Source organism: Streptomyces sp. NPDC012935 (assembly GCF_042900345.1).
Taxonomy (GTDB): domain Bacteria; phylum Actinomycetota; class Actinomycetes; order Streptomycetales; family Streptomycetaceae; genus Streptomyces.
Map to the genome: position 1 here is coordinate 287,812 of NZ_JBIBBC010000009.1, position 26,929 is coordinate 314,740.

21 protein-coding genes and 1 pseudogene are annotated in these 26,929 nt (G+C 71.0%); 9 read left to right on the plus strand and 13 right to left on the minus strand.

From position 1 onward, the window contains the following. Window positions 1-3: 3 nt before the first annotated feature. Entirely contained in the window at window positions 4-1,713 is a 1,710-nt protein-coding gene (locus ACFY5C_RS23475) for a DUF2264 domain-containing protein (RefSeq protein WP_389447112.1), read from the plus strand. Here ACFY5C_RS23475 and ACFY5C_RS23480 read toward each other — a convergent pair. Beyond that, on the minus strand, window positions 1,688-2,350 hold the full coding sequence (locus ACFY5C_RS23480; RefSeq protein WP_389447114.1) for a hypothetical protein: 663 nt from the start codon (window positions 2,348-2,350) through the stop codon (window positions 1,688-1,690). The genes ACFY5C_RS23475 and ACFY5C_RS23480 overlap by 26 nt on opposite strands. Before the next feature lie 115 nt (window positions 2,351-2,465). Here ACFY5C_RS23480 and ACFY5C_RS23485 point away from each other — a divergent pair, with 115 nt between their 5' ends. From ACFY5C_RS23485 to ACFY5C_RS23495, 3 genes are all read left to right on the plus strand, one after another. Continuing rightward, window positions 2,466-2,924: a hypothetical protein gene (locus tag ACFY5C_RS23485; protein WP_389447116.1), complete on the plus strand. Its 459-nt coding sequence runs from the start codon at window positions 2,466-2,468 to the stop codon at window positions 2,922-2,924. A gap of 26 nt (window positions 2,925-2,950) precedes the next feature. Further along, window positions 2,951-3,742, plus strand: coding sequence for an isocitrate lyase/phosphoenolpyruvate mutase family protein (locus ACFY5C_RS23490; RefSeq protein ID WP_389447118.1), 792 nt, complete (start codon window positions 2,951-2,953; stop codon window positions 3,740-3,742). 77 nt (window positions 3,743-3,819) lie between these two features. Next, a complete protein-coding gene (locus tag ACFY5C_RS23495) occupies window positions 3,820-4,245 on the plus strand; it encodes an NUDIX hydrolase (protein ID WP_389447120.1) in 426 nt (141 codons plus the stop codon). Here the strand turns inward: ACFY5C_RS23495 and ACFY5C_RS23500 are convergent. From ACFY5C_RS23500 to ACFY5C_RS23520, 5 genes are all read right to left on the minus strand, one after another. Further along, window positions 4,232-4,960, minus strand: a complete 729-nt coding sequence (locus ACFY5C_RS23500) for a hypothetical protein (RefSeq protein WP_389447122.1) — start codon at window positions 4,958-4,960, stop codon at window positions 4,232-4,234. The two genes, ACFY5C_RS23495 and ACFY5C_RS23500, sit on opposite strands and share 14 nt — an antisense overlap. Window positions 4,961-5,012: 52 nt before the next feature. Continuing rightward, window positions 5,013-6,443, minus strand: a complete 1,431-nt coding sequence (locus tag ACFY5C_RS23505; protein ID WP_389447124.1) for a hypothetical protein — start codon at window positions 6,441-6,443, stop codon at window positions 5,013-5,015. Window positions 6,444-6,502: 59 nt separating this feature from the next. Continuing rightward, window positions 6,503-7,105 (minus strand): TetR/AcrR family transcriptional regulator, encoded by a 603-nt coding sequence (locus ACFY5C_RS23510; RefSeq protein ID WP_389447126.1) that lies wholly within the window; start codon window positions 7,103-7,105, stop codon window positions 6,503-6,505. 207 nt (window positions 7,106-7,312) lie between these two features. Then, entirely contained in the window at window positions 7,313-7,915 is a 603-nt protein-coding gene (locus ACFY5C_RS23515; RefSeq protein ID WP_389447128.1) for a GNAT family N-acetyltransferase, read from the minus strand. Window positions 7,916-8,000: 85 nt separating this feature from the next. Continuing rightward, a complete protein-coding gene (locus tag ACFY5C_RS23520; protein WP_389447130.1) occupies window positions 8,001-9,320 on the minus strand; it encodes a jacalin-like lectin in 1,320 nt (439 codons plus the stop codon). 249 nt (window positions 9,321-9,569) lie between these two features. On the opposite strand from ACFY5C_RS23520, the gene ACFY5C_RS23525 reads away from it, so the two are divergent. The 3 genes from ACFY5C_RS23525 (at window position 9,570) to ACFY5C_RS23535 (ending at window position 14,280) form a co-directional block, all read left to right on the plus strand. Beyond that, a complete protein-coding gene (locus ACFY5C_RS23525) occupies window positions 9,570-11,303 on the plus strand; it encodes a PHP domain-containing protein (RefSeq protein WP_389447132.1) in 1,734 nt (577 codons plus the stop codon). A gap of 17 nt (window positions 11,304-11,320) precedes the next feature. Continuing rightward, window positions 11,321-11,812 carry a hypothetical protein gene (locus ACFY5C_RS23530; RefSeq protein WP_389447134.1) on the plus strand — a complete coding sequence of 164 codons (492 nt, stop codon included), beginning with the start codon at window positions 11,321-11,323 and terminating at the stop codon, window positions 11,810-11,812. A gap of 449 nt (window positions 11,813-12,261) precedes the next feature. Beyond that, entirely contained in the window at window positions 12,262-14,280 is a 2,019-nt protein-coding gene (locus ACFY5C_RS23535) for a calcium-binding protein (protein WP_389447136.1), read from the plus strand. 56 nt (window positions 14,281-14,336) lie between these two features. On the opposite strand, the pseudogene ACFY5C_RS23540 reads toward ACFY5C_RS23535, so the two are convergent. The 7 genes and pseudogenes from ACFY5C_RS23540 to ACFY5C_RS23570 form a co-directional block, all read right to left on the minus strand. Continuing rightward, window positions 14,337-14,635 (minus strand): annotated as a pseudogene (locus ACFY5C_RS23540) (ABC-2 family transporter protein); the annotation flags it as partial. Between the two features lie 91 nt (window positions 14,636-14,726). Beyond that, complete coding sequence (locus ACFY5C_RS23545; protein ID WP_389447138.1) at window positions 14,727-17,606, minus strand: glycoside hydrolase family 2 TIM barrel-domain containing protein; 2,880 nt, start codon at window positions 17,604-17,606, stop codon at window positions 14,727-14,729. A gap of 27 nt (window positions 17,607-17,633) precedes the next feature. Continuing rightward, window positions 17,634-18,530, minus strand: a complete 897-nt coding sequence (locus ACFY5C_RS23550; protein ID WP_389447140.1) for a carbohydrate ABC transporter permease — start codon at window positions 18,528-18,530, stop codon at window positions 17,634-17,636. Further along, window positions 18,527-19,492, minus strand: coding sequence for a carbohydrate ABC transporter permease (locus tag ACFY5C_RS23555; RefSeq protein WP_389447142.1), 966 nt, complete (start codon window positions 19,490-19,492; stop codon window positions 18,527-18,529). The genes ACFY5C_RS23550 and ACFY5C_RS23555 overlap by 4 nt, the downstream gene beginning before the upstream one ends. A 20-nt stretch (window positions 19,493-19,512) precedes the next feature. Next, entirely contained in the window at window positions 19,513-20,778 is a 1,266-nt protein-coding gene (locus ACFY5C_RS23560) for an ABC transporter substrate-binding protein (RefSeq protein ID WP_389447144.1), read from the minus strand. Window positions 20,779-20,981: 203 nt separating this feature from the next. Further along, a complete protein-coding gene (locus ACFY5C_RS23565; protein WP_389447146.1) occupies window positions 20,982-22,205 on the minus strand; it encodes an ROK family transcriptional regulator in 1,224 nt (407 codons plus the stop codon). A 126-nt stretch (window positions 22,206-22,331) separates the two neighbouring features. Further along, window positions 22,332-23,585 (minus strand): D-arabinono-1,4-lactone oxidase, encoded by a 1,254-nt coding sequence (locus ACFY5C_RS23570; RefSeq protein WP_389447148.1) that lies wholly within the window; start codon window positions 23,583-23,585, stop codon window positions 22,332-22,334. 147 nt (window positions 23,586-23,732) lie between these two features. Here ACFY5C_RS23570 and ACFY5C_RS23575 point away from each other — a divergent pair, with 147 nt between their 5' ends. Both ACFY5C_RS23575 and ACFY5C_RS23580 read left to right on the plus strand, forming a co-directional pair. Continuing rightward, window positions 23,733-25,070 (plus strand): radical SAM protein, encoded by a 1,338-nt coding sequence (locus ACFY5C_RS23575; protein WP_389447150.1) that lies wholly within the window; start codon window positions 23,733-23,735, stop codon window positions 25,068-25,070. Between the two features lie 190 nt (window positions 25,071-25,260). Then, window positions 25,261-26,754 carry a cellulose binding domain-containing protein gene (locus tag ACFY5C_RS23580; protein ID WP_389447152.1) on the plus strand — a complete coding sequence of 498 codons (1,494 nt, stop codon included), beginning with the start codon at window positions 25,261-25,263 and terminating at the stop codon, window positions 26,752-26,754. Window positions 26,755-26,929: the final 175 nt, after the last annotated feature.

The window sequence follows — 26,929 nt, forward strand, 5'->3', positions numbered from 1 at the left end:
CCGATGCACCTGCCTCCCGAAGACCGCACCCGCAGCCCGCGCACCGGCTACACCCGCGCCCACTGGGAGGCGGCCGCCAACGCCCTGCTCGCCGCGGTCGAGCCGTACGCCACCGAGGACCGCGCCCTCTACCACCTACCCGGCGACCACGAGAGCTGGTCGGGCAGTCTCTCCGACGGGCTGGAGGGCTACGCCCGTACGCTGCTCCTGGCGGCGTTCCGCCGGGACGAGACGGTGTTGGAGCGCTATGCCGACGGCCTCGCGGCCGGCGTCCGCGGTATCTGGCCCCGCGTCGAGGACCGCAGCCAGCCCCTGGTCGAGGCCGCCTCGATCGCGCTCGCGCTGCGGCTGACGCGGCCGTTGCTGTGGGACCGGCTGGACGACCCGGTGCGGCAGCGGGCGGCGGCCTGGCTCGGCGACGCGCTGACCGCCGAGGCCTGGCCCTGCAACTGGGAGCTGTTCCCGGTGACCGTGGGCGGCTTCCTCCAGGAGATCGGACACGAGGCCGAGGAGTCCCGCAAGGCGATCGACCGTGGGCTGGAGCGCATCGAGAAGTGGTACGTCGGCGGCGGCTGGTACACCGACGGCGACGGCCGCAAGTTCGACTACTACAACGGCTGGGCCATGCACCTGTACCCCGTGCTGCACGCCTGGCTCGCGCAGGACGAACGGCTCCTCGAACTGTACGGCGGCCGGCTCTCCCGGCATCTGGAGGACTACGCACGCCTGTTCGGCGGCGACGGAGGCCCCCTGCACCAGGGCCGCTCGCTGACCTACCGCTTCGCCACCACGGCCCCCCTGTGGCTCGGCGCCCTCACGGGCCGCACGCCGCTCGCGGCAGGGGAGACCCGGAGGCTCTCCTCCGGTGCGCTCAAGTACTTCCTCGAGCGGGGCGCCGTGGACGCGAACGGTCTGCTGACCCTCGGCTGGCACGGCCCCGACGAGGCGATCCTGCAGGGCTATTCGGGCCCGGCGTCCCCGTACTGGGCGAGCAAGGGCTTCCTCGGCCTGCTCCTGCCGGCGGACCACGCCGTCTGGACGGCGCAGGAGGAACCCGCGCCCGCCGAGCGCGAGGACGCGGTCACCGCGATCGCCGCTCCCAACTGGCTGGTGCAGTCGACGAGTTCGGACGGGGTGGTCCGCCTTCACAACCACGGCAGCGAGGACGTCCGCTACGACCCGTACTACACGCGTCTCGCCTACTCGACGGTCACGACCCCCGCACCGTCGTACGACAACAGCGTGATCGTCGGCGACGATCCGGGCCGTACGGACATCGTGCCGCTGGGCGTCGGGGACGGCTGGGCGGCCTCCCGGCACTCGGTCGGCGACGGAACGCGAGTGACGAGCTTGGTGCTGGCGCGGGGGGCCGTGGAGGTGCGGGTCCACCTGGTGGCAGGGGCGGCGCCGGGGACGCCGGTTCGGATCACGGGCTGGGCCGCGCGGGACGGGGTCCGCGCCGAACTCCGCCCTGCCGCCCGGCTCGACGACGAGCTCACCGGCGTCACCGACGCCGGGCCCACCCTCTTCGTCGCCCTCGCCCGGCTCACGGCCGAACCGGACCCCGCCCCGCTGGACGAGCTGGTGACCGTGCGCGTGGACGACGATGGCGGGATCGATGTCCGCTGGAACGACGGCCGTGCGGTCCGCGTGCGGTTGGCGGACGGCGAGGACGCCGACGTGCGGACTAGCGCCTGGCCTCCTGCGCCGTGATGCCCGCCCGCTCGAGTGCTCTGGCGACGGCGGGCGGGTCCACCGGGTCACCGTCGGGGTGGGCGCGCACGTGCTCCAGCAGCAACCGTGCGTCCAGCCCGTATGCCTCGGCGTCGGCCAGGAGGCTGTCCGGGCTCGGAGCGGCGGTCGCGTCGTCGAAGTGGAGCTCCAGCTCCCTCAGCAGGCTGCCGCGGTCGACGAAGTCGCTCATGCCGCAGTCCAGGCCGTCGTCCTTGAGGCTGTCGGGGTAGGGTGCCCGGCTCCAGGCGCCGTTCTCGTACCAGTACACGCAGCCGAGTTCGTACCCTTCCAGCCGGTGGCGCAGCTCCTCGTGGGGCAGCCAGTCGGGGCCGCCCGCCAGCATGTCGATGGGCGGCTCGTGCCACTTGACGCCGCTCGACTCGTCCTCGCCGTAGAGCACGAACCGGCCCTCGCCCATCCTGGACATGATCCACCAGGTGCAGCCGCAGTCGTCCCAGTGCAGGCCCACCTCGTCGATCCAGTGGCCGGTCCGGTGCACGCTCGGGCACCCCTCCTGCTCGGTGGTCGCTTTGACGGCGGCGAGAAGCGCCCACCGTGCCCACAGCACCTCGCCCGGCGGAAGGTCCTGAGGAAGTCCCGGTCGGTGAACGGTCATGCGTGCCCCCGTGTGTTCCGGTCGCGATGATGATCGCCGCAACAGTACGACGACAGGCCCGCGGACCGGATCACTTCGGCCGGTACCGAAACGACCGGCGCCTAGCGTTCGAGGCATGACCGAAACCGCCCGTCCCGCCCCCGCCGACGCCGTCACCGCCATGGTCGACCACGTCCTCACCCTGGCCGCGACCTGGCCGAACTGGGACGGCACGCTCGCCCGTGTCGATGACCGCGTCTACACCCCGCACAAGGCGATCCGCCGAGTCGCCGACCACCTGATCGACCACCTGGCCGAGCTGGAGGCCCGGCTGGCGGGCGAGCAGCCCCGGCCCGACCACTGGCACGCCTCCGGCATCACCACCGAGGCGGACCTCGCCCCCTTCACCCCGCAGGACCTCGACGAGGCCCGCAGCCGGCTGACCCGGCTCGCCCGCATCTGGGCCAACCGACTGGACGCCTTGAGCGACGACCAGCTCGACGACTCGCCCGGCGACGGCTGGACCTTCCGCGAAATCGCCCGCCACCTGGAGGGATCGACGTACTACGCCGATGCCGTCGGAGACCTGTCCTGACCCCCCGACCACCCGGAGGCCACCTCATGACCCCGTTCGCCGACCTCCACCACCGCGACGAGCCCCTGCTGCTCCCCAACGCCTGGGACCACGCCTCGGCGCGAGCGCTGGCAGAGCAGGGATTCCGCGCGATCGGCACGACGAGCCTCGGTGTCGCAGCGGCGGCCGGCTTGCCCGACGGGGCGTCGGAGACCCGCGACGAGACACTGCGGCTCGCCCTGGCCCTCGGCTCGGATCCGTACCTCCTCTCCGTCGACGCGGAGGACGGTTACAGCGAGGATCCCGACGAGGTCGGGGAGTTCGCGCGGCAGCTCACGGCCGTCGGAGCCGTCGGCATCAACCTGGAGGACCGTCTCGGCTCCACCGCGCTGCACGCCGCGAGGATCGCCGCGGTCAAGTCGGCGGCACCGGGTCTCTTCGTCAACGCCCGCACCGACACGTACTGGATCGGAGACGGCGAGGGGACGATCGACCGGCTCGACGCCTATCAACAGGCGGGCGCGGACTGTGTGTTCGTGCCAGGACTTGGCGAACCCCGCGCGATCGCCGCCCTGGTGAGGCACCTCGACGTTCCCCTCAACATCCTCTACACACCCACCGGCCCCACCGTCCCCCACCTGGCCGACCTCGGCGTTCGCCGGGTCAGCCTCGGCTCGCTGCTCTACCGGCAGGCGCTGGGCGCGGCGTTGGACGCGGTCGAGGCGATCAGGGCGGGCCGGGCGCCGGGCGGAGCCGCGCCGTCGTACGGGGCCGTGGACGCCCTCGCCCGCCGGGGCGAGTCGAGCCCCTGGGGGCGATCTGACTCACAGCGACGGTGAGTGCGTCCCTGTTAGGCTTGACTCTTTCCCGGGTATCAGACCCTTTGGACTCATCACCGGCGAGGGACCGAGGAACCATGACCATGGACATCCCCGGCGACAGGCGACTGGCGGCCGCCGTCGTGATGGACGACAAGCAGCGGGTGCTTCTGGTGCGCCGCAGCGAGAGGGAACGGTTCCTGCCACGGGTGTGGGGTGTCCCCTGCGGCAAACTGGAGCCCGGCGAGAGCCCCGAGGACGGGGCCCTGCGTGAGCTGAAGGAAGAGACGGGACTGCTCGGCGAGATCGTCCGCAAGGTCGGCGAGTCCTCGTTCCTCAGCGACTACCGGGGGCACGAGATCAAGAACTGGCAGGAGAACTTCCTCGTCAGGCCCTTGTCCACCGCGGTCACCCTGCCCGAGCCCGACCAGGCCGCCGCCTGGCTCGACCGGGCCGAGCTGACGAACGTCGAGATCGACGAGTACAACCTCGACATCGTTCGGCAGGCGTTCACAGGGCCCTGAGCCGTTCCGCCAGTCCCCGCAGCGCGTCCAGATAGTCCCCGACCGGCAGGGGCACCTTCGCCACCGCGCCCGGATGCGGGCCCGCCGCCGTGAACACATCGGTGTGGTCCCGCCGTTCGGCGCCCGTCTCCAGGAAGAGCGTCACCGTCGGCACGTCCGTGTCGCACCAGGCCCGGTGCAGGGTGTGCGCGGGCAGCGCGTACGAACTTCCCGCCGCGTACTGCCCCACATGCGTCAGCCGCAGCCGCGCAGGACCGGTCGGCCTCAGCACCCAGTCCGCCGACCGCTTCGCCAGCGACTCCTCGTAACGGGCCGCCGCAAGGTCGCCGACCCCGTCACCGACCTCGTACAGCTCCATGGCCAGGCGGCCCCGTACGACATAGGAGGCCAGCGGCGAGCGGTGGTTGTGGATGTCCTCCTCGCCGATCGCGCCGGCACCGGGATGCCACACATGCGCGCGGAGCATCTGGCGCGGGCCGCCGTCGATCAGCAGCAGCTTGTCGAAACCCAGGACATGACGGTACGACAGCCGGGCGCAGCCCTCCGGGTCGCCGTCGCCGGAGGCGAGTTCGGCGATCAGCTCCAACAGCCGGTCGGGAGCGCCGAGTTCGGCGACGACACGGCGGGCCGTGGCCACCCGGTCGTGCTCGGGCAGTTCACCGTCCAGCGACTCGGCCAGCAGCCTTCGTGCCGCCAGGACATGCCGACCGCCCATGCACTCATCCTCCACCGCGCGCTCGCTCCGAGGCCGCTCGTCACATCCGGATTCAGCCGTCCGGCTGGTACATCCATACGGCATGCGCGCGCAACGCCGAAAGGCCTTGATAGGTCATCCACATGGGGCGGCGCAGCTCGGTGCTGTCGCCCCGGCCCCAGGACCAGATGCCGTCCGACTGCCCGGCCCACACCGCGGCGACAGCCCCGTCCAGCCGCACCCGCCACTCGTCCTCCAGCCCGTCGGCACGGGCGATCTCCAGGGCACCCGGCGAGAGCAGGGCGCGGACCAGCCAGGAGGCGGTGAAGTGCCGTACGTTCAGGACCTCGTGGCGGGACGGGTCGTCCGTGCGTGGCCGGCGCACCTCCTCGTGCAGGTTCTCCAGGTCCGGGCAGGTGTCATGCGGTGCGTCCGGGCAGGACAGCAGCCAGCGGAGACCGTCCTCGCGGGCGGTGCGGGCCCGGGCGGAACGCGCGTCCGTGTCCTCGCCGAGGACCCGGGCGGCCCGGTCCAGTGCGACGACGGCCTGTGCGGTGTGCAGCGGGGACGGTCTGCCGTACGGCGGCTGCAGCCGGTAGCCCCAGCACCGCAGATGGTCGCGGCGCGGGTCGCTGATCGCGCCGTCCGCGAGGGCCTCGCGCAGCCCGGGCAGGATCTCGCAGCGGGGCGCGGCACGCAGCAGCCCGCGCAGCACGGTGGTCACGACGTGCGTCGACTCCAGTCCGGCGCGGTCGAGTTGCCGGGTGAAGGCGCCTGTGCAGCGGTCCACCTCGGCAGCGAGCCGGTCGGCGGACGTGCCGGCCCGGGCCAGCGCGCCCAGCACCAGGGCGGTGACCTCCGGGCGGGCCTCGGAGCCCTGCGACCGCGCCGACCAGCCGCCGTCCGGGAGCCGCAGCCGCCACAGTGTGTCCACCAGGTCGCCGGTGCTCAGCCCCCCGTCGGGCACGCCCAGGTCCAGCATGATGTGCAGGCCGTACGCCGTACCGACCGGCGTCGGCCGTGAGGGGGTGTTCTCGCCGAGGGAGTGCGGCCAGCCGGTGAGGCGCCCGCGCTCCGGGTCCGCCACGACCGACACCTGGTCGACGAGGGTGCCGTAGGCGGAGGCGAAGACCCTCGGGAGCGGGCCGGGCGCTCCCGGCGCCATCGCGGCAGGTCCTACGGCGGCGGCCCGCGCGGGATCGGCGGCAGCCGCTGCCGCGCGGGCCCGCAGCAGCGCCGCCGCAAGCCAGGCGGCGACGAAGGTGGCCAGCCCGCTGACCCCGGAGATCACATACCGCGCGGCCGAACCGTCGAGGGAGTCGGGCAGCACACTGAACAGGAACTGGAACACGCCGTACCCGGCGGCCGCCGCGCCTAGTCCGCCGAGCCAGCCGACGAAGCGCGCCGGGGGCGAGGCGTCCGAGGGGTCCTCGTCGGGCGCGGGAGGGTCCGGGCGTGGCTGACGGGACCTCAAGGGGCCGCGTCCGAGCTGCTGTTGGGACAAGACGCAACCTCCCCCGTGGTGGCGGCGTGTGACCTCCGCGAAGCTTCCAGTCTAAGTGGTCAGCGTGGCGCCTGGGGTGGCTGCCCGCCGTGCTCGCTGCGCGGCCAGTTCGCGAGCGCCACGTGCAGGGCGTCGACGGCACGCTCCCAGGATTCCCGTACGTCGCGGGGAGCGCCGAATGCGCCGGTGGACTCCAGGGCGCAGTAGCCGTGGAAGGTGCTGCGCAGCAGGCGGACGGCGTCGGTGAGGTCGGGTTCCTCCAGGCCGTACGCGCGGAGCATCCCGTAGGTGATCTCGGCGGTGCGGCGCATGGCGGGGGAGTCGGCGACCAGGGCCTGGTCGATGCGGATCTGGGTCGCCGCGTAGCGGCCCGGGTGCTGAAGGGCGTACTCCCGGTACGCGTCCGCGAACGCTTCCAGCGCGTCCTTGCCGGCCCGCCCGGCGACGGCGACGGCGATCCGGTCGATCATCTCGCCGCCGGCCAGCAGCGCGACCCGGGTCCGCAGGTCCTGAAGATTCCTGACGTGCGAGTACAGACTCGCGTCCTTCACTCCGAAGTGACGGGCCAGCGCGGACAGGCTGACGTTCTCGAACCCGACCTCGTCGGCGAGTTCGGCGGCGGCCGTGGCGAGACGGTCGGCGGTGAGTCCAGCGCGGGCCATGGGGTGGGTGACCTCCGGTGATGAGACTGGCCTAGGGCCCCTAGGAGCCATCCTAGTGAGCGCTGGGGTTGGGCCAACGCCGTCCCGTACGCCAGGACGGCGGCCTGGGCGAGGAGGGCGGGGCGGCCGTCGATCGCGGAGGTGCTGCGGAGCGAGTGAGCGTAGCCGGCGGGCCCGCTCGGCCCCCATGGCATCGCACAAGCGCTCTCAAGACTCGTCAGGCACCCGGCGGGCCATGAAGAGCGCCTGCTCACCGGCCGACTCCGTGCCGTCGTAGAGCGAGGTGTCCAGCCCGCAGAAGGTGAAGCCCATGCGGAGGTAGGCGTGAATCGCGGGAGCGTTGATGTTGCTGACCTCCAGCCAGACATGGTGGGCCCCGCACTCCCGCGCGAAGTCGAAGGCGTGGTTCATCAGGGTTCGCCCGATCCCCTTGCCCCGCCACGCCGGAGCGACCTCGATGTCGCGGATGGTCAGGCGGGCGTTCCATGGGGCGAAGGAGGTCTCCACCACGCCGCACAGCCGGTCTCCGTCGAAGGCGACCACCGTCCGGTTCAGCTCCGGAGGGCCGTCGTCGTCCTCGCTGCCGTCCTCGCTGCCGTCCTCGGCGGGGAAGACCTTGTGGAGGGGAGGCTGCACGGGAGTCCGGCGGATGCTGAATCCGTCCGCGGTCGCGGCCACCTCGAACACGAAGTCCGTCGTGAAGGAACCGTCGAGTTCCGCAAGGGCCGTCCCGTCCTCCGGTCGCGCGGGCCGGTAGTGGATGGTGCCCGCCACGCCGAGCACCGTCGCATCGTCCCCAGTCCTGTCCATGCGACGACCGTACGGCGGACGTGGAGCTCCCGCCCGGACGGGGTGCGCAAGACCGTCCGGGCGGAGGCGTCCCCGCGGGCGGGGATCAGCTGATCGGCGCGTACAGCACCCCGAGCTTGTCGATCTCGTCCCCCGAGCGTCCCGTGAACCCGACGATCTGCCAACCCGACGGCGCCGTGATGGTCTTGGCGTCCGAGGTGGCCGTACCGGCGGACAAGGTGCGGCCCTTGTCCGTGGTGAAGGCCGCCGAGAAGATCCGCGTACGGCCGTCCTTCTGGCCCCGCGTCAGCTTCACGGCGGTGAGGTGCTCGCCGCCGGCCAGGGTCAGGGACGTCGCCGTGCCGCCCGTGCCGCCGTGGGTGAGGACCGTGCCGCCGTCGTGCGTGAGGGACACCGCGTCCAGGCGGGTGCCGCCGCGCAGGGTGAGGGTGCGCGGGGACACGGACGCCGGCACGTTGTCCGCGTCGTTGAAGGCCGTGCCGTGCGGACCGCCGAAGAAGTCGCTTGCCCGCAGGGACGAGTTGAGGGTGTAGGAGAAGTCGACCGCGTGCGGGAAGTGGTCGGAGAGGTGCTTGCCGTCCGAGCGGAGGAAGTTCGCCCAGTCGTTGTTGTAGCGGGTGGCGTTGAGGCCCAGCAGCTTGCTGCCGCGGTAGAGGACCTTGTCGACGACCTCGCAGTCGTTCGTCGGGGCCGTCGCGTCGCACAGCAGGGCGTCGCCGCCGGCCGCCGGGGGTGTGCCGCCCTTGACCAGCTGCACCCAGGCGTCGGTCAGGCCGTTCTCGGCGACCAGCGTGCGGATGTTGTCGCCGGAGCGCGTGTAGCGGGTGTTGGTGTCGCCCATGACGATGACGGCGTTGCCGGACGAGTTGGCCTGGATGAAGTCCGACAGCTGCTCGACGTTGGCGCGGCGGGCGGCGAGGGCGGCGTCGTCGGAGTCGGCGTTGGTGTGGACGTTGTAGAGGTCCACGAACACCCCCTCGGCCAGGCGCACCCGGGCCAGCGTGAAGCCCTTCGGGGTCAGGCAGTTCGTGCCGGTGCAGTGGTTCCACCTCACCCGCTCGAAGTCCTCGAAGGACTGGTCCGACAGGGTGTTGAGACCGTCGCCGATACCCGCGCCGCCGCTGGTCGCCGTGCGGTACGGGTGGGTGTCGTTGGCGTACAGCGACGCGTGGTAGTTGAAGTCCTCCTGGACGTTGACGATGTCGTACGGGGCCAGCCGCTGCCCGATGAGCGGGGTGTTCGTCTCGGGGTCGCTGTCACCGAGGCCGAGCGGGAGACCCGCGATGTTGTACGTCAGGACGTTGAAGGTGCCGGAGTCGGCGGCTGTCGCGGGCGTCGCCGCGGTGGTGGCGAGACCGGTGAGGGCCAGCGCGGCGGCCGCGAGCGTGCCGATGAGTCTTCTCATGGTGGGGGCGTCTCCGTGGGTGACGGGGTCCAAGAAGATGAGCGTAAGAAGATGAGCGCTGCTCAGGTTCCGTGTCAACGAGGGTGACGTACAAGGGCCGTTGGGGAAACAGTGAGGGACGCGGCGTTCCGCCGCGTGCGGGGCACCCCGCCGCCACTCGCCGCTCGTTCAACGTTCATGTTTCGCCTTGATCCTCCACACACGGCACAGCAGCGCCGTAGAAGGCAGCGGCTTTCAGGAGGCCCTTTCATGGGACACGGACACGGACACACGCACGGGCATCACCATCACGGCCCCGGCCATGACCACGACCACTCGCACGACGCGGCGGCATCCGCCCTGCCCGCCGCGTTCGACACCTCCGTGCCCGATGAGGCCCTGACCCCCGAGCAGCAGTCGCGCCGCACGCTGCTGCGCCGGGCGGGTCTGCTGGGTGCCGGGCTGGCCGCCGGCAGCGTCGTCGCCCCGGCCACGGCCGCCGCCGCCACGCCCGCCGCCTCTGCGTCCCCGGCCTCCGGCGGCCGTAGAACGAACGGCTTCCTGTGGCTGGCCGGTGACCACCACATCCACACCCAGTACAGCAGCGACGGCAAGTACCGTGTCGTCGACCAGGTCCGCCAGGGCGCCAAGCACGGCATGGACTGGCTGGTCATCACCGACCACGGCAGCACGACCCATGCCAAGATCGGCGTCGAGAAGGTCAACCCGGACATCCGGGCGGCCCGCTCCGCGTACGAGGACACGCTCGTCTTCCAGGGGCTGGAGTGGAACATCCCGGCCGCCGAGCACGGCACGGTCTTCGTGCACCCCGGCAAGAACGAGGTCTCCGTCCTCAAGCAGTTCGAGAACGACTACGACGGCAGCGTGAAGAACGCCGGCGACTCGACGCCGGCCAACGAGGCGCTCGCCATCGCAGGTCTCGACTTCCTTGCCGAGCAGGTGGAACGGCGCAAGGTCAAGGACGCGCTGATGCTCGCCAACCACCCGGCACGGCGCGGTGTCGACTCCCCGCACGAGATCCGCGGCTGGCGTGACGCGGGCCGTACCCGGCAGATCGCCATCGGCTTCGAGGGCGCCCCGGGCCACCAGGCGGCCGGATTGCCCGCGCCCCTCGGCATGGCCCGCGCCCGCGGCATCTACGACAACAGCCCCAGCGCCAACTCCTTCCCCGGCTATCCGCTGGAGAGCTACCGCACCTGGGGCGGCTTCGACTGGATGACCGCGACCGTCGGCGGCCTGTGGGACAGCCTCCTCGCCGAGGGCAAGCCGTGGTGGATAACCGCCAACTCCGACTCCCACCAGGTGTACGGGGACACGGCCGCGCGCGGGGGCGGTGACTTCAACGCCAACGGCCGCTACGACGACCCGGTCTACGCCGGCCAGATCGACATCACCCAGGGCGACTACTGGCCCGGCCAGTACAGCCGTACGCACGTCGGTGCCGACGGCTTCTCCTACGCCGCCGTCATGGACGGCATCCGCGCGGGCCGCATCTGGGTCGACCACGGCCAGCTGCTCAGCGGCCTCGACGTCCGTGTGATGGGCGGCCGCCGCTGGGCCACCCTCGGCGGCGCCCTGCACGTCAGGAAGGGCACGAGCGTCACCCTGACGGTCGATGTGGCGATGGCCGGCGGACCCAACTGGGCGGGCTTCGTCCCCAAGCTGGCTCGCGTGGACGTCATCAAGGGCGATGTGACCGGCCCGGTCGCGGACAGGGACACCTTCACGGCGCCGACGGCGAAGGTGGTCAAGTCGTACGAGGTGAACAAGTCGACCGGCGTCGTCAGCCTCACGTACGACCTCGGCAAGGTCGACCGCCCCGTCTACGTCCGTCTGCGCGGCACCGACGGCAACCGCGGCGCCGTCGGCGCGATGGGCGCGGCCGTCGACCCGGCCGGCCCGGCCATCGACGTCGTCGGCGACGCCGACCCGTGGCGTGACCTGTGGTTCTACACCAACCCGGTGTGGGTCCTGCCCTCGTGACACCGTACGTTCTGACTGTGGACGCGGGTGTCAGGGACCTCCGCAGCGCCGACCACCTGCTCCACTGCCTGGCGGTCGAACTGGCCCTCCCCGAGGGCACGTTCGGCTGCACCCACCTGGTGCGGGGGGATCGCCCCCACGTGGCGTTCTCCCTCACCCTGCCGTCCGAGCCGCTCCTGCGTACCGCCCAGGAGCGGCTCGCGGCCGGGGGACACCAGGTGTCACCAGGGTCGCCCGACGCGGTGGGCCGGGCGGTCCTCTACCCGGGCGTCACGGCACTGACCGGCACACTGACGATCGCGGACGTGCTGTCCCGCTCGGCCATCGACCGGGTGACGGTCCTGGGCACACCGGGGCGACCGGCGCCGGACACCCTCCTGATGACGGGCGACCACATGCGCCCGACCTGGCAGGGCACCGAACTCGTCCTGACCGCCATGCCGGCCGTGGGCGGGACGCTCGTACCGTTCGAGGTACCGGATCCCACGCCGTGCTGCGCTGACCACTGAGGGGTTGTTCCCGGTTGTCGTCGCCCCCCGCAGGGTTGCCGTTCGATTCATGTCCGGGGTGTCGAATCGACGGGGGGGGGCGGATGACCGGGTCCTCGGCGACTCCATCGCACTGATCGCCCTGCCCCTGCTGCTGCTCCGGGCGACGGGCTCGCTCGCCCGCATGGGGCTGCCCACCGCGGCCGTCCTCACCTGGGCCGCGGAACACCTGGGCCGCGGAACACCAGGGCACGACCCCGGTGAGCCTGGTCGCGGGCGCGTGCTGCGTACTGATCGCCGGGGCCGCGCTCTTCACGCCGATACGGAGCTCGGGCCGCCGGACCTGACCCGCCAAGCTCCGCTTCATATCGTCGGAACGGTCACCCCGCAGGTGGAACTCTGGGGCCCAGTAAGCCGATTCACTGGCCAGCCGTCCCAGGGCGCCGTCTCCACAACCGGACTCTGGCGCCATGCCCATCATTGATTCCCTACGGGGATCCTCACGTGCTCTGGCCGCCCTGGTCATGGCGCTGGCGTTCGTCGTCGCCGTACCGCACGACGCGTTCGCCGCACCCGGTGACCTGGACACCACGTTCGGCACCGGGGGTCGGGTCACCATCCCCACCAGCAACTCCGCCGAGGGCGAGGACGTGGCCGTCCAGCCCGACGGAAAGATCGTCTCGGTCGGAGGGGAGCAGGACCCCGAGTACCTCGACGATGAGTTCGCCCTGACGCGGCACAACTCGGACGGCAGCGTCGACACGACCTTCGGCGGCGGCGACGGCGAGGTGCTGACCGATTTCGAGAACGGCAACGACGTGGCCCAGGGGGTGGCGATCCAGCCCGACGGGAAGATCGTCGTGGTCGGCCGGCACCAGGAGACCGACGACGAGTTCGCGGGCTGCTGCTGGTTCACGGTGGCCCGCTACAACGCCGACGGCAGCGTCGACACATCCTTCGGGGGCGGCGACGGATGGGTCAGTCCCGGCCTGGCCGGCGGGGCCGAGGACGCCGCCGGAGTCGCACTCCAGCCCGACGGGAAAATCGTCGCCGGAGCCTACGCCGGCGGCTGGTTCGCGGTCCTGCGCTACCTGCCGGACGGGAGCCCGGACGGCGCCTTCGGCGGTGGTGACGGTGTGACCATGACCTCGTTCTCCGAGACGGGCGGGGGCGGTGCGTCCGCGCAGGACCTGGCCCTCCAGCCCAACGGGAAGATCGTCATGGCCGGCTACGCGGGCGAGAGCTTCTTCGACTTCGCCGTGGCCCGCTACAACGCCGACGGCAGCCCGGACGCCAGCTTCAGTGGCGACGGCAAGGTCACCACGGACCTCGGCGGATACAACTGGGGCGAGTCCGTGGCCGTGCAGTCGACCGGCAGGATCATCGTCGGCGGACAGAGCGCGGACCGCTTCGCACTCGTGCGCTACAACGTCGACGGCAGCCGCGACATGGGCTTCGGCACCGGCGGTGTCGCGACCACGGACTTCGGCGGCACGGCCGGCGTGAGCGACCTCGTGATCCAGCCCGACGACCGGATCCTCGCCGGCGGCGGTGGGCAGGCCGGCGACTTCCTGCTCGCCCGCTTCAACGCCGACGGCACGCTCGACACCGGTTTCGGCACGGGCGGGCGCGCCACCACCGACTTCGGCGCCGCCGACCGGGTGAACGCCCTCGCCCTCCAGAGCGACGGCAAGGTCGTCGCGTTCGGCAACAGCGGCTTCAACGGACTGCGTGTCATGGCCCGTTACCTCGGCGGCGCAGGCACCCCGCCCCCGCCGCCCGCCGGAGTCGACCTGTCGGTCACCAAGACCGGCACCGGCGCGGTCAGCATCGGCGACCGTGCCACCTTCACCGTGACAGTCGCCAACAACAGCACCACCACCTCGGCTACCGGCGTCACCCTCACCGACACGGTCACCGGCCCGGCGGCCACCGTCATCTCGGCCACCCCGGGCCAGGGCACCTGCACCACCTCCGCCACCGGCGCGACCTGCGCCCTCGGCACCCTCGCCGCCGGCGCCCGCACCACCGTGACGGTCGTCGTCGAACCCCGGGCCACGGGAACCCTCACCGACCGGGCCACCGTGAGCGCGGCCCAGTCCGACCCGGACACCGCCAACAACACGGCCACGGCCCCCACCACGGTCAACAACTCCCGCGGCTGCACCCGCATCGGCACCAGCGGCAACGACACCATGACCGGCACCAGCGGCTCCGACGTCATGTGCGGCCTCGGCGGCGACGACACGATCAACGCCGGCAGCGGCACCGACACGGTGTACGGCAACTTCGGCAACGACCGCGCCGACGGCGGCCTGAACAACGACACCCTCACCGGCGGCCCGGGCAACGACACCCTGCTCGGCAACTCCGGCAACGACCGCCTCGACACCGTCGACAACGTCCCGGCCAACGACACCGCCAACGGCGGTCTGGGCCTGGACACCTGCACGACGGATGCCGGGGACGTGCGGATCAGCTGCCCGTAGGCACTCCGCCCCGTACCGGCCGGCCCCCCGGGTGCCGGCCGGTACGTTATCCGTTGGTCGGCGGCGGGGTAGCGCAGGCACGCGGAGGCCACGACCGTGAACAGGGCCGCCTCCAGGAGCATGCCGCCGATGACCGCGGCGACCAGGTAGGAGACACGGCCCGGCGTCCAGTCCAGGTCGCTGCGGCCGAGCGCGCCCACCATCAGGCCCGCCGCGACCGTCAGGTCGCGATCGCGTTCGTCGGGAAGTAGTCGAGCTGGACCTGGCGGTGCACCGGCATCGGGCGCAGCAGGTAGATGTCGATCCGCCCCTCCTGGACCTGCCGGCCGATGAAGTGCACACGGCCCAGGAGCAGGAAGGACATCAACTCCCTTGACGGGCAAGCAAGTGGGAAGAAAGCCAGGGCCGGTCGGCACCCGTGCCGACCGGCCGCTGGCGGACGCAGGTCACTCAGTCGGCGAGAACACGAACGAGAACTCCGTCGGCTCCGCGTTCAGGAAGTACTGCGGCAGCGGACCCGGACCGCAGGACTGCGAGCCGATGCCGTGCTGGCCGTGGTCGAGGTTGATCCAGAGCGTGTCGCCCGGAGTGAGGTCGGTCAGGTGACGGGCCGCGTCCAGCTGCTCGTTGGTCCAGCGGCGGGCGCTGAACCAGAACTCCGGGTCGCCCTCGATCCGCAGCCCCCCGAGTTCGGCCCAGCGGACGTCGGCGCGGGCGCCGTTCTCCTGGGGCCGTACGTACGGGGTGTGCAGGGCGTCGATGCCCGGCATCCACTGACCGAGGCGCGAGGCGGCACGGGTGTCGGGGTACGCCTCGCTGCCGCCACCGAAGTACAGGACCTCCTGCGCGGCGTCGGCCGGCAGGCCGAAACGGACGCCGAGGCGGGGCAGCGGGACCGTCCAGTTGCCCTCGGGAGTCACGGACACCGTCAGCTTCAGCAGGGCGCCGTCGGACGTCCAGCGGTACACCGTGCGCAGGCCCAGTTCGGCGGCGGCAGGCGCCACCCGGGTGCGGACGGTCAACGCGTCGTCGGTCACCTCCACGGCGTCCAGCCGGTGCTGCATGCGGTGCAGGCCGAGCTTGCGCCACAGCACGCCGTAGCGTGTGTCGTCCTGCCAGGACGCGCCGTCGTCGTTGTCCGTCGTCGCCCGCCACACGTCCAGGCGCAGCCCGGTCACGTCGAGACCGCAGATCGTCGTCGGCCGACCCGAGCGGGCGTCGAAGGCCGCCGGGCCGAGGGTGATCAGCCGCTCGCCGGGCACGGGCCGCTGCGAGGCGGCGACGGTGACGGCCGTGCGCGAGGTGACGGTCTCCTGGCCCCACGCCACCTCGTGGCCCTTGGGCCCCCACGGCGTGTCCTCGGCGAGCAGCGCGCGGACCGTCCACTGGACGTCGTCGCCGTTGCCGTCGGGGGCGGCCGCGGGCAGCTTGACCTCCGCCGACTCACCGGGCGCGAGCGGCGGCACGGTGAGCGTGTGCGCGCCCGTGGGGAGTCCGTCCACCTGGTGGGAGAACTCGAACTCCAGGTGCGAGAGATCCGCGAAGTCGTACGCGTTCGTCACCCGTACGGTGCCGTCGGCGCCGTCGCCCTCGATGCGGACCGGCTCGATGACCTTCTTGTACTCGACGAGCCCCGGGGACGGGGTCCGGTCCGGGAAGACCAGGCCGTCGCAGACGAAGTTGCCGTCGTGCAGCTCCTCGCCGAAGTCGCCGCCGTAGGCGTAGCCCAGCTCGGGGTGCTTGATGCCGTGGTCGATCCACTCCCAGATGAAGCCGCCCTGGAGCCGGTCGTGCGCCTCGAAGATCCGCTGGTAGTCGGCGATCCCGCCCGGACCGTTGCCCATCGCGTGCCCGTACTCGCACTGGATGAAGGGGAGTTCACGCCTTCTCGCCGCACCCCCGTCCAGGCCACGCCCGATCCGCTCGACCTCCTCGTGGGAGGCGTACATCCGCGAGTACACGTCCGTGTCCCGGCAGTTCCAGTCGCCCTCGTAGTGCACGAGCCGCGAGGTGTCCCGGCCGTGGATCCACCCGGCCATCGCGGTGAGGCCGCGGCCCGTGCCGGCCTCGTTGCCGAGGGACCAGAAGACGACGGACGGATGGTTCTTGTCGCGTTCCACCATGCGCGCCGCGCGGTCCAGCAGGGCCGGGGTCCAGCGGTCGTCGTCGACGGGGTTGTCACGCCAGCCCTGCTCGGTGAACCCGTGGGTCTCCAGGTCGCACTCGTCGATGACCCACAGGCCGTACTCGTCGCACAGGTCCAGGAAGGCCGGGTGCGGCGGGTAGTGCGAGGTGCGCACCGCGTTGAGGTTGTGCCGCTTCATCAGCAGCACGTCCTCGCGCATGGTCTCCTCGTCGAGGGCGCGGCCCTGCTCGGGGTGCCACTCGTGCCGGTTGACGCCCTTGAAGAGGATCGCCTTCCCGTTGACCTTGATCAGGCCGTCCTCGAGGGCCACCGTACGGAAGCCGATGCGCAGCGGCACGCGCTCGCCGGCCGTGACCAGCTCGCCGTCGTACAGCCTCGGCGCCTCCGCCGACCATGGCTCGACGGGGACCGTCACCTGCTCGCCGGTCGCGACATCGATGTCGAGGCCGGGCACGGACACCCGCCCGTCGACGTCGGAGTCGACGCGCAGGGTGCCCTGGCCGGTGGTGTGGTCGTAGGAGGCGTGCACGAAGAAGTCGCCCGCGCTGCCCGCCGGGCGGTGCAGCAGGGTGACGTCACGGAAGATCCCGGGCAGCCACCACTGGTCCTGGTCCTCCAGGTACGAGCCGGCCGACCACTGGTGCACGCGGACGGCGAGCACGTTGCCGGCGGGCTTCAGCAGCCGGCCGACCGCGAACTCGTGCGGCAGGCGGGAGCCCTTGAACTCACCCAGTTCCGTGCCGTTCAGCCAGACGCGGGCGCAGGACTCGACGCCGTCGAAGCGCAGCACGGCGCCGCCGTCGTCCAGGGCGGGCCAGTCGTCCGGCAGGTCGAAGACGCGCAGGTGGTCGCCGGTCGGGTTCTCCGTCGGCACGTGCGGCGGGTCCACCGGGAACGGGTAGAGGTGGTTGGTGTAGATCGGGGAACCGAAGGCGCCGTCGCCCTGCAGCACCCAGTGGCCCGGGACCGTGACCTCGCCCCAGCCCCCGGCCTCGTATCCCTCCCCGGCGAACGAGTCGTCCTCGGCGTCGGCGGTCGCCGACAGGCGGAAGCGCCAACTGCCGTTCAGGGACAGGGATTTCGCGTCCGAGGAGGCGTACCAGGCACGGGGCGGGAGGGCCCCGGTGCCGGGGGAGACGTCCTCTACGTAGTCGGCGGAAGTGGAGGTGCGGAAAGACATCGGTCTCCAGGTCTTGGGAAGAGAACGTCAGCCCTTGATGCCGGTCTGTGCGATCCCCTGCACCAGCCAGCGCTGGAGAAAGAGGAACACGAACACCAGGGGCAGGATGGAAACGGCCGTGGCCATGAAGATCAGATGGAAGACGACGGTCTGGTTGGTCATGTAGCTGGAGAGCGCGACCTGGACGGTCCACGAACTGGGATCCTGGCCGATGACCAGCAGCCACAGGAAGGCGTTCCAGCCGTTGATGAAGGTGATGGTCGCCATCGCCGCGAAGAAGTTCAGCGAGTTCGGCACCACGACGCGCCAGTACGCGCCCCAGTAGCCGAGTCCGTCCATGCGCGCCGCCTCCTCCAGCTCCTTGGGGAACCCCAAGAAGTACTGCCGGAAGAGGAAGCAGGTGAAACCACTGAACAGGCCCGGAATGATGAGGCCCCGGTAGGTGTCCACCCAGCCGAGCGAGGAGACCAGCACGAAGCTCGGGACGAAGGTCACCGCGGTGGGGACCATCAGGGTCCCCAGGACGGCGTAGAAGACCTTGTTGGCATGTCTGTACGGGATGCGGGCCAGGCCGTAGCCCGCGAGGGAGCACACCAGCAGGACGCCGACGGTGTGCAGGGTGGCCACGACCGCCGAGTTCCACAGCGACTGGGCGAAGGGGACCGTCTCGTCCGTGAACAGCTCGCTGACGTTGCCCCACTGGATGTCGGTGGGGAAGATCTTCCAGTTCTCCCCGGTGATCTCGGCGTCGGTGGAGAGGGCGTTGCGGACGAGAACGTAGAACGGGATCAGGAAGAGCAAGGCGGCGACGCCGGTGGCGATGTAGAGGCCGGTGGAGCTCATCACGCCGCCACCGCGCCGGACGCGGCGGGGCTTGCCTGACGTCGGCGCGGACTCGCGCACCTCGGGCACGGTGGTGGTCACTTGGACTCGTCCCCCCTTCCAAAGCCCATGAGCTTGCCCTGGAGCAGGGTCACGGCACAGATCAGCACGGTCAGGATGAGCGCTCCCGCGCTGCCGGCGCCGTAGTCCTGGCTCTCGCCCAGGGCCTTGTAGTACAGCTCGACGAGCGGCGGACGGCCCCAGGTGGTCTTCGACAGCAGGTTGAAGAACTCGTCGAAGGCCTGGTAGGCGGCGATGAGCAACAGCAGGATCACCGCGGTGGACGTGGCACGCAGCTGGGGCAGGGTGATGTACCGGAAGGTCTGCCAGCCCGGTTTGGCACCGTCGATGGCGGCGGCCTCGTACAGCTCGTCCGGGATGTTCTGCAGCGCCGCGATGAACAGGATCATGTAGAAGCCGGACTGGAGCCACAGCCGGGCGGTCACGATGACCAGCCAGTACCAGGGCGGGTTGGGGTCGATCAGCCAGGCGATGTTCTCGATCCCGAACCAGCCGAGGACCGTGTTCATCAGACCGAAGCGGACCCCGCTGAAGAGGGACATCTTCCAGATGAGCGCCGCGGCGACATAGCTGACCGCGGTCGGCAGGAAGAAGACCGAGCGGAAGAACGCCCGCATGAAACGCATCCGGTTCACCAGCAGGGCCAGCCCCAGCGACAGCGCCCAGGTGGTGGGCACGATGAACGCGGCGAAGACGGTGAAGGTGCCGAGCGAGCCGACGAAGTCCTCGTTCGTCAGCATGTACGTGTAGTTGTCGAACCCTACGAACTCGTCCGGTGTGACGGTGAAGCGGGCCTCGAAGAAGCTCAGCCACAGGCTCCAGAGGATCGGCGCGTAGACGAAGATCGCCAGACCGAGCAGGAACGGTCCGGTGAAGAGCCAGAAGGCGAACGTGGGGCTGCCCCGCAGACCCCGCCGCGGCTGGGCCGACGAGGCCTTCGCCGGGGCGGAGCTGGCGAGGTCGACCCTGGTGGTCGTCGACATGTCGTGGTCCGTCCCGCGGCCTATCCGAACAGCTTCTTGAGCTCGCGGTTGACGGCCGTGTCGCACTTGTCGAGAGCCTTCTCCGGGTCCATCTCCTTGCGGACGCAGTTGGCGAAGACGTCCTCGAAGGCGGTGCGCATGGCCTGGGTCCAGCCGATGTTGTCGAAGTGCCCGAACTCGTTGAAGAGGCGGACGCCCTCAGCGGCGTTGCCCGATTTGAGCTTGGTGGCCTTCTGGGCGATCGAGGTGCGCGGCGGAATGTGGAAGCCGTACGAGGTGGCCCAGTCCTCCTGGTACTCCTTCTGATCGATCCACAGCCACTTGACGTACTCCTTGGCCGCGTCGACGTTCTTGCCCTTGGCGTTGACGAACATCGACCAGCCGCCGTTGTAGACCGACTGCTTGCCGGAGTCCGTGACCTTCGGGAAGGGGAAGATCCCCCAGTCGTCGCCGAGCGCGTCCTGGATCGCCGGCATCGCCCACATGCCGCAGAACTGGATGGCGCACAGGCCCTGATTGAACGAGGAGGGGTCCCAGGACTCGGTCGGAGCGCCGAGGAGAAGGTCGCCGCTGGTGAACAGCTTGCGCATCTTCTTCAGGCCCTCGACGACGCCGTCCGTGTGATAGGCGATCTCGTTCTTCTCGTCGAGGTGCTGGGCGCCGGCCGACCAGATCAACGTGTCGTTGACGCTGTGCAGGTCGTTGCCCATGTACAGGCCCTTGACCTTGCCGGTGGTCAGCTTGGCCGCGGCCTCCATCAGCTCGTCGAGCGTGGTCGGCACCTCGACCTTGGCCTTCTCCAGCATCGACTTGCGGTAGAAGAAGAACTGCGGGTCGTCGATCATCCGGACGCCGTATATCTTCCCGTCGACGGTGTGCGACTTGATGTCGGCCGGGTTGAAGTCGTCCTTGACCGGGTCGATGATGTCGGTCAGGTCCGCCACCTGGCCGCTCTTGACCATCTGGATCTGCGGGTGGAACTCGAAGAGGTCCGGCGCGTTGTCGGTGAGCAGGGCCGAGAAGAGCTTGCTCTCGAAGTCCGCGCTGGTGATCCACTGCGTGGTCACGGCGGCTTCCTCATACGCCTTCGCGTACCGCTTGATGGCCTGCTCGGTGCCCGCCTCGCCGTACGCGTGGAACATCTGCACGAGGTTCGCGCCCGAACCCGACCCGCCACCGCGGCCGTTGTTGCCGCCGCATGCGGCAAGCCCGCCCGCGGCGGCCAGACCCATCGCGGCCCGCAGAACGGTTCGGCGGTCCCAGTTGCTGTTGCTCGATGCCGACATGCTGACGTCCTTGTCTCGAGTACGGCTCGGCCCCTGTGCCTGGCTGGAGCGGCTCGGCGCCAGTTGGCTCAAAGGGGGTTGCGGTGCGGGACGTTAACCTTCGGCTAATGCTTCGGCAAGGGGTTGGACGAAGTCGGTGCGAAGCGTTGCGCAGCGTTCGGAATGCCGGACGTGACGGGCTGTCAGGGAGTCCCGGTGCGGCTCTACGCGGGCGTGGTCCGCTTCGCCGGCGCCCGCTGGCCCACCGTCTGCAGGGCGCCTTCGAGCGCGAACGTCGCCGCGCCCAGGCACACCGGATCGGTGGGGATGGGGGAGAGGACGATCTCGGTGGCGGCCATCGGGCGCGGCAGGGCGTGCCGGGCGACGGCCTCGCGGACCTCGTCGACCAGGGGCTGACCGAGGGCGGCCGCGACCCAGCTGCTGAGCACGACCACCTCGGGGTTGAACAGGTTCACCAGGTCGGCGATGCCGGCCCCCAGGTACCGCACGGTGTCGCGAACCACCTTGAGCGCCACCTGGTCGCCCTCCCGCAGCCCCCGGGCGAGCGCGTCGATGGTGGCCGTCTGGTCCTCCGCGTGCAGCAGCGGGCTGTCGCCGGTCGACTCCCGCAGGGTCAGCATGATGCCGGACGCCCCGACATACGCCTCCACGCAGCCGCGCCTGCCGCACCGGCACAGCCTTCCGTCCAGCACGATCGTGGTGTGACCCCACTCGCCGGCGCTGTTGCTGACCCCCCGGTGCAGCCCGCCGCCCAGGACCAGCCCGGCGCCGACGCCGGTGCCGAGGTTGACCACCACGGCGTCCCCGCGCCCTCGTGCGGCCCCGAACCACAGCTCGGCCACCGCGGAGGCACGCAGCGGGTTGTCCAGGTACAGCGGGTAGGCGATGTGCTCGGTCAGCAGGTCGAGCAGCGGCACGTCGTGCCAGTCCCAGTTGGGCGCGTACTCCGAGAAGCCGGTCGCACGGTCCACCTGTCCCGGCACGCTCACCCCGACGCCGAGCACGCGCGCGCCCTCCACGCCCGCCTGCGTGACCACCGAGCCGACGGCGGCGGCGACATGGGCGACCACCTGCTGGGGGAGACTCTCGCCGGGGCGGACGTCCTCCTCGGCGCGGGCCAGCACGTTCAGCGCGAGGTCGAACAGCTCGACGTGGACGTACGTCTCCGCGATGTCGACGCCGATCAGGGCGCCGCCGGACGCGTTGACGGCGACCAGCCCCCGGGGGCGGCCGCCGGCCGAGTCCTCGAACCCGACCTCCGTGATCATGCGAAGGTCGAGCAGCTCGCCCACGAGCGTGGCGACCGTGGCGAGACTGAGCCCGGTGGCAGCGGCCAGCTCCTGCCGGGAGGTGGGCGACGCGGCGATGATCTGGCGCAGCACCTCGTAGCGGTTCGCGGTGCGGATGTCACGTGATGTGCGCTTCATTCGGCGTGCCCCCGTCCCTTCACGGCATGCCGGTTCGCGGTCGGCGCCGGCGCGGCGCAAGGCTATGGCGTGCGGGACTATTCGACAAGGGGTTAGGAAAGGGGGTTTACGAAGTCCCCCAGGCGTTCAGTCACCCAGTATGTCCTGCACGAAGGTGTTGGTGAACTTCCGACCGGGGTCCAGCTCCCGCGCCAGCGCCCGGAAGTCGGCCAGCCGCGGATAGCGCCCGCGCAGCACCTCCGTCGGCGTCGTGAACACCTTCCCCCAGTGCGGCCGCGGCTCGAAGTTCTCCAGCGCCTCCTCCAGCCGCCGAACCACGGGCAGCACGGCCGCGGTGTCCTCGAGCCACGTGAAGTGCAGCGCCACGGTGTCCCGCCCGTAGCAGGGGCTCAGCCACTGGTCGTCGGCGGCGACCGTACGGACCTCGCAGGTCTGCAGTACGGGGGCGACCGTCGTGCGGATCGCGTCGATCGCGCGGAGCGCGTCCATGGCGTACCGGCGCGGCAGCAGATACTCCGACTGCAGCTCGGCCCCGCTGCTCGGCGTGAACTCCGCCCGGAAGTGCGGCAGCCGCTGATGCCACGGCCCCGGCACCCCGAACTGCTCCGTGCAGTTGACCGCGGGCATCCCCGGCACCGGGTGCATCTTCTCGACGGCGGGCGCGGCCCACGGGAAGACGGGCAGCGGCTGGTCGGTGCGCCGCTTGAGCCACACCTGCCGGAAGCCGGGCTCACGCCAGTCGGTGAACAGGCTCACGCTGTACGCCGACGCCATCACCACCTCGAACGCGGCCGAGTCCAGCCCCTCCAGCGGCAGTTCGGTGAAGACGTGCTGCTCGACGTCGAAGGACGGCTCCAGGTCGAGGGTGAGTGCCGTGACGACACCGAAGGCACCCAGCGAGGTGACGGCGCCGCCGAACCGTTCGTCGCCCCGCCCGACGGTCAGCACCGACCCGTCCGCCGTGACCAGCTCCACCTCCCGCACGGACGTGGCCAGAGCGCCGTTGCCGACGCCCGAGCCGTGCGTGCCGGTGGCGACCGAGCCGGCCACCGAGATGTGCGGCAGGGACGCCATGTTCGGCAGGGCGAGCCCTTCCCCGTACACCGCCCGGGCGAGCTCGGCGTACCGTACGCCGCCGGCGACCCGGACGGTTCGGGCCGCACGGTCCACGTCGATCACCGGCGGAAGATCGGCGATCGACACCAGCGTGCCCTCGGGGCCCGGCTCGGCGATCTCGTTGAAGGAGTGCCCGCTGCCCAGCACCCGCACCTTCGCGCTCCCGGCCACCAGGGCGCCGACCGCGTCGAGCGAGGACGGCCGGTGCAGTTCCTTGGCGGCGTAGCTGATGTTGCCCGCCCAGTTGGTCACGGTTTCGGCCATGTGATCGCCCCTCCCGAGGACAACGTCAACCAGGAATTCCCAGGTGGAAACTACCCCGACGGGCAACATGAGGCCCCCCGCCCCCACCCCGGACCGCGCGGGGGCATAACGTGAGGAGTCGTACGCCTGAGCCGGGAGGAGACACGGATGGGCAGCCGCACCGCACTGGTCGAGGATCTGATGGAGCGATTCCCGCACGTTCCGCGGGAAGCCGTCTTCAAGGAGGATCTGCTCCGCGGCGGGGTGGCCTTCGACCCCTCTGCCCTCAGCGACAACGAGGACGGCGAGGTCAAGCCGAAGTCGTACTTCATCTTCTCCTTCGACCACGGCACCCTGCCGGAGCTGGGCGAGGCCGCGCTGCGCCGCCCGCCGGAGGAGATCATCCTCACCGGCGGCCCGTACGACCTGCGGCGGACCGTCGTCTCGGTGCGCGTGAACCCGTCCTCGCCGTACCGGGTGGCCGCCGACGAGGAGGGTGTGCTCGGCCTCTACCTCGACGGCAAGCGGATCGCCGACGTCGGTGTGCCGCCGATGCCGGAGTACTACCGGCACACGCTCGCCAACGGAAAGTCGGTGATGGAGGTCGCCCCGACCATCCAGTGGGGCTACCTGATCTACCTCACCGTCTTCCGGGTCTGCCAGTACTTCGGCGCCAAGGAGGAGTGCCAGTACTGCGACATCAACCACAACTGGCGCCAGCACAAGGCGGCGGGCCGGCCGTACACGGGCGTGAAGGACGTCGAGGAGGTCCTCGAGGCCCTGGAGATCATCGACCGGTACGACACGGCCAAGGCGTCCACCGCCTACACGCTCACCGGCGGCGCGATCACCAAGACCGTCTCCGGCCGTGACGAGGCCGACTTCTACGGCCATTACGCCAAGGCCATCGAGGAGCGCTTCCCGGGCCGCTGGATCGGCAAGGTGGTGGCCCAGGCGCTGCCGCGCGACGACGTGCAGCGCTTCAAGGACTACGGCGTGCAGATCTACCACCCCAACTACGAGGTGTGGGACGAGTACCTGTTCAAGATGTACTGCCCGGGCAAGGAGCGCTACGTCGGCCGCGACGAGTGGCACAAGCGGATCCTCGACTCGGCGGACATCTTCGGCGCCCGCAACGTCATCCCCAACTTCGTGGCCGGCGTGGAGATGGCGGAGCCGTTCGGCTTCACGACGGTGGACGAGGCGATCGCCTCGACGACCGAGGGCCTGCGCTTCTTCATGTCGAACGGCATCACGCCCCGCTTCACCACCTGGTGCCCTGAGCCCACGACCCCGCTCGGCAAGGCCAATCCGCAGGGCGCGCCGCTGGAGTACCACATCCGCCTGCTGGAGGCGTACCGCGCCACCATGGAGGACTTCGGCCTGTCGTCCCCGCCCGGCTACGGCCCGCCCGGCCCCGGCAACGCGGTGTTCTCGGTGAGCTCCTTCATGGACAGCCTGCCCGCGGAGAATTCCGCGAACTCCTCGAATTCCTCCGCGGTGTAGCTGAGACGGACGGGGCCCGCGCCCGTACAAGTGGCTGTGGTTGTGGGGGCGCGACGGTCTGTCATGACATGTGAACACAGCGCTTGTCAGTTGTGTTGAATACGTGAAAGGCTCATGCCCTGCCGCGAGGTTCCCCCCAACTCCACTGCCAATATGGCGAGTTGACCTCGCATGTGGATGCAGGAGACCCATGCCCGACCTGCCGACTCCCCAGGACGCCACCGAGGCCGCGCTGTTCTCCGAGTGCTGGGACGCCGTGCTGTCGTACGCCGACCTGTGCACGGCCGGCTCCGACGCGGCCAAACAACTGGCCACCGAGGCGTTCTCGACCGGTATACGCGAGGCCCGCGACGCCGAGGCCGGAAACCTCAGGAGCGCGGGCCGCCGCCCCGCCCGACTGCCCCGCATTCCCCTGCTGCTGACCGCCGTACGTGCCACGGCGGCTGCCTGGGAGGAGCGTGGGCTCGGCCACCGACTCGACCCCGACCTGCGCCTGTGGCTCAATTCCGAGAAGGCCGCCCGCTACACGGGACCCCCGCTGCAGCGCCCGCTCGCGCTGCGCGGACTGCGCGACATGCAGGAACCGGACGCGGTCCTGCTGTGGCTGGCCGAGGTGGAGGCGCTGCCGCTGCAGGTGGTGGCCCGCCGGCTCGGCCTCGACCCGGCGACCGTGTCCGACGAACTCTCCCAGGTCCGGGGCCTGTTCAGGGACCGCTGCCAGCGCAACCACCTCGACACGCCGATGGCCGCGCAGTGCCGCAGCTACGCCCGCCTCCTCGACGCCGTCACCCGCTCCGCCGGCGCCGACACCCCGGGCGACCTCTCCCGCCACCTCGCCACCTGCGTGGAGTGCGCCGAGGCCGCCGCCTGTCTGCGGCTGCACGGCGGCGGACTGCCCGGCGCCCTCGCGGGCGGGGTGATCGGCTGGGGCGGCCTCGCCTACCTGGAGCGCCGCCGCCGGGCCGCCGAGGTACGCCTCAGCGGGCGCCCGACGCCGGCCGACGCGGACGGTGGCCCGCCCGACCCCGGTGCGCACAAGGCGCGCGTCGTGCGCAGCGGCCTCCTCGTCGCCGCCGTCCTCGTCTCCGCGCTCGCCCTCGCTGTGTCGATGATGCCGGGCGGTTCCACCGGCGGCGGCGTCAAAGCCGGCGGCGACCCGTCCGACCGGCAGCCGGTCGCCGACCCCGGCATCACCCTGCCGGTCACGGCGGCCACGCAGCCCTCCTCGGACTCCCCGGACCCGTCGGAGAGCGCCACCAGCGGCGGTGACGAGTCGCCCGAGCCGTCCGGGCGGAAGAACCCCCGCCCCGGCCCGCAGGGCACGAGCTCGGCCACGGCCGGCGAGGCCGACCCGGAACCGTCCACCAGCGAACCGGTGACCTGCAGCGTCGACTACCACCTGGTCAACGAATGGCCCGACGGCTTCCAGGCCACCGTCACCGTCACCACCGAACGCGCCCTGGACAACTGGCGCGTCGCCTGGTCCTTCCGGGACGGCCAGGAGGTCGGCCAGATGTGGGACGCGAGCTTCGGGCAGGACGGCTCCCGCGTCACCGCCACCGCCGCGGACTACAACAGGACCGTCCCCGAGGGCGGCAAGCTCGCCTTCGGCTTCCTCGCCTCCTGGGAGGACGAGAACTCCCCGGCGCACGACTTCACGCTGAACGGGCGCGACTGCGCGTAAACCGGTTGACGGGCCTTCGTGGGGCCGGGCTAGAGTGACGGAAGATCAGGGCGGTGGCCGATGGCCGCCGCCGTCGAGCGGACATGAATGAGGAGGTGTCGACCGATGGCTGTCTTTGCGACGAGCGCTGCCCGCATCCAGTTCATCAAGTCCACCTCCGTGGCCGCCGGCTGAT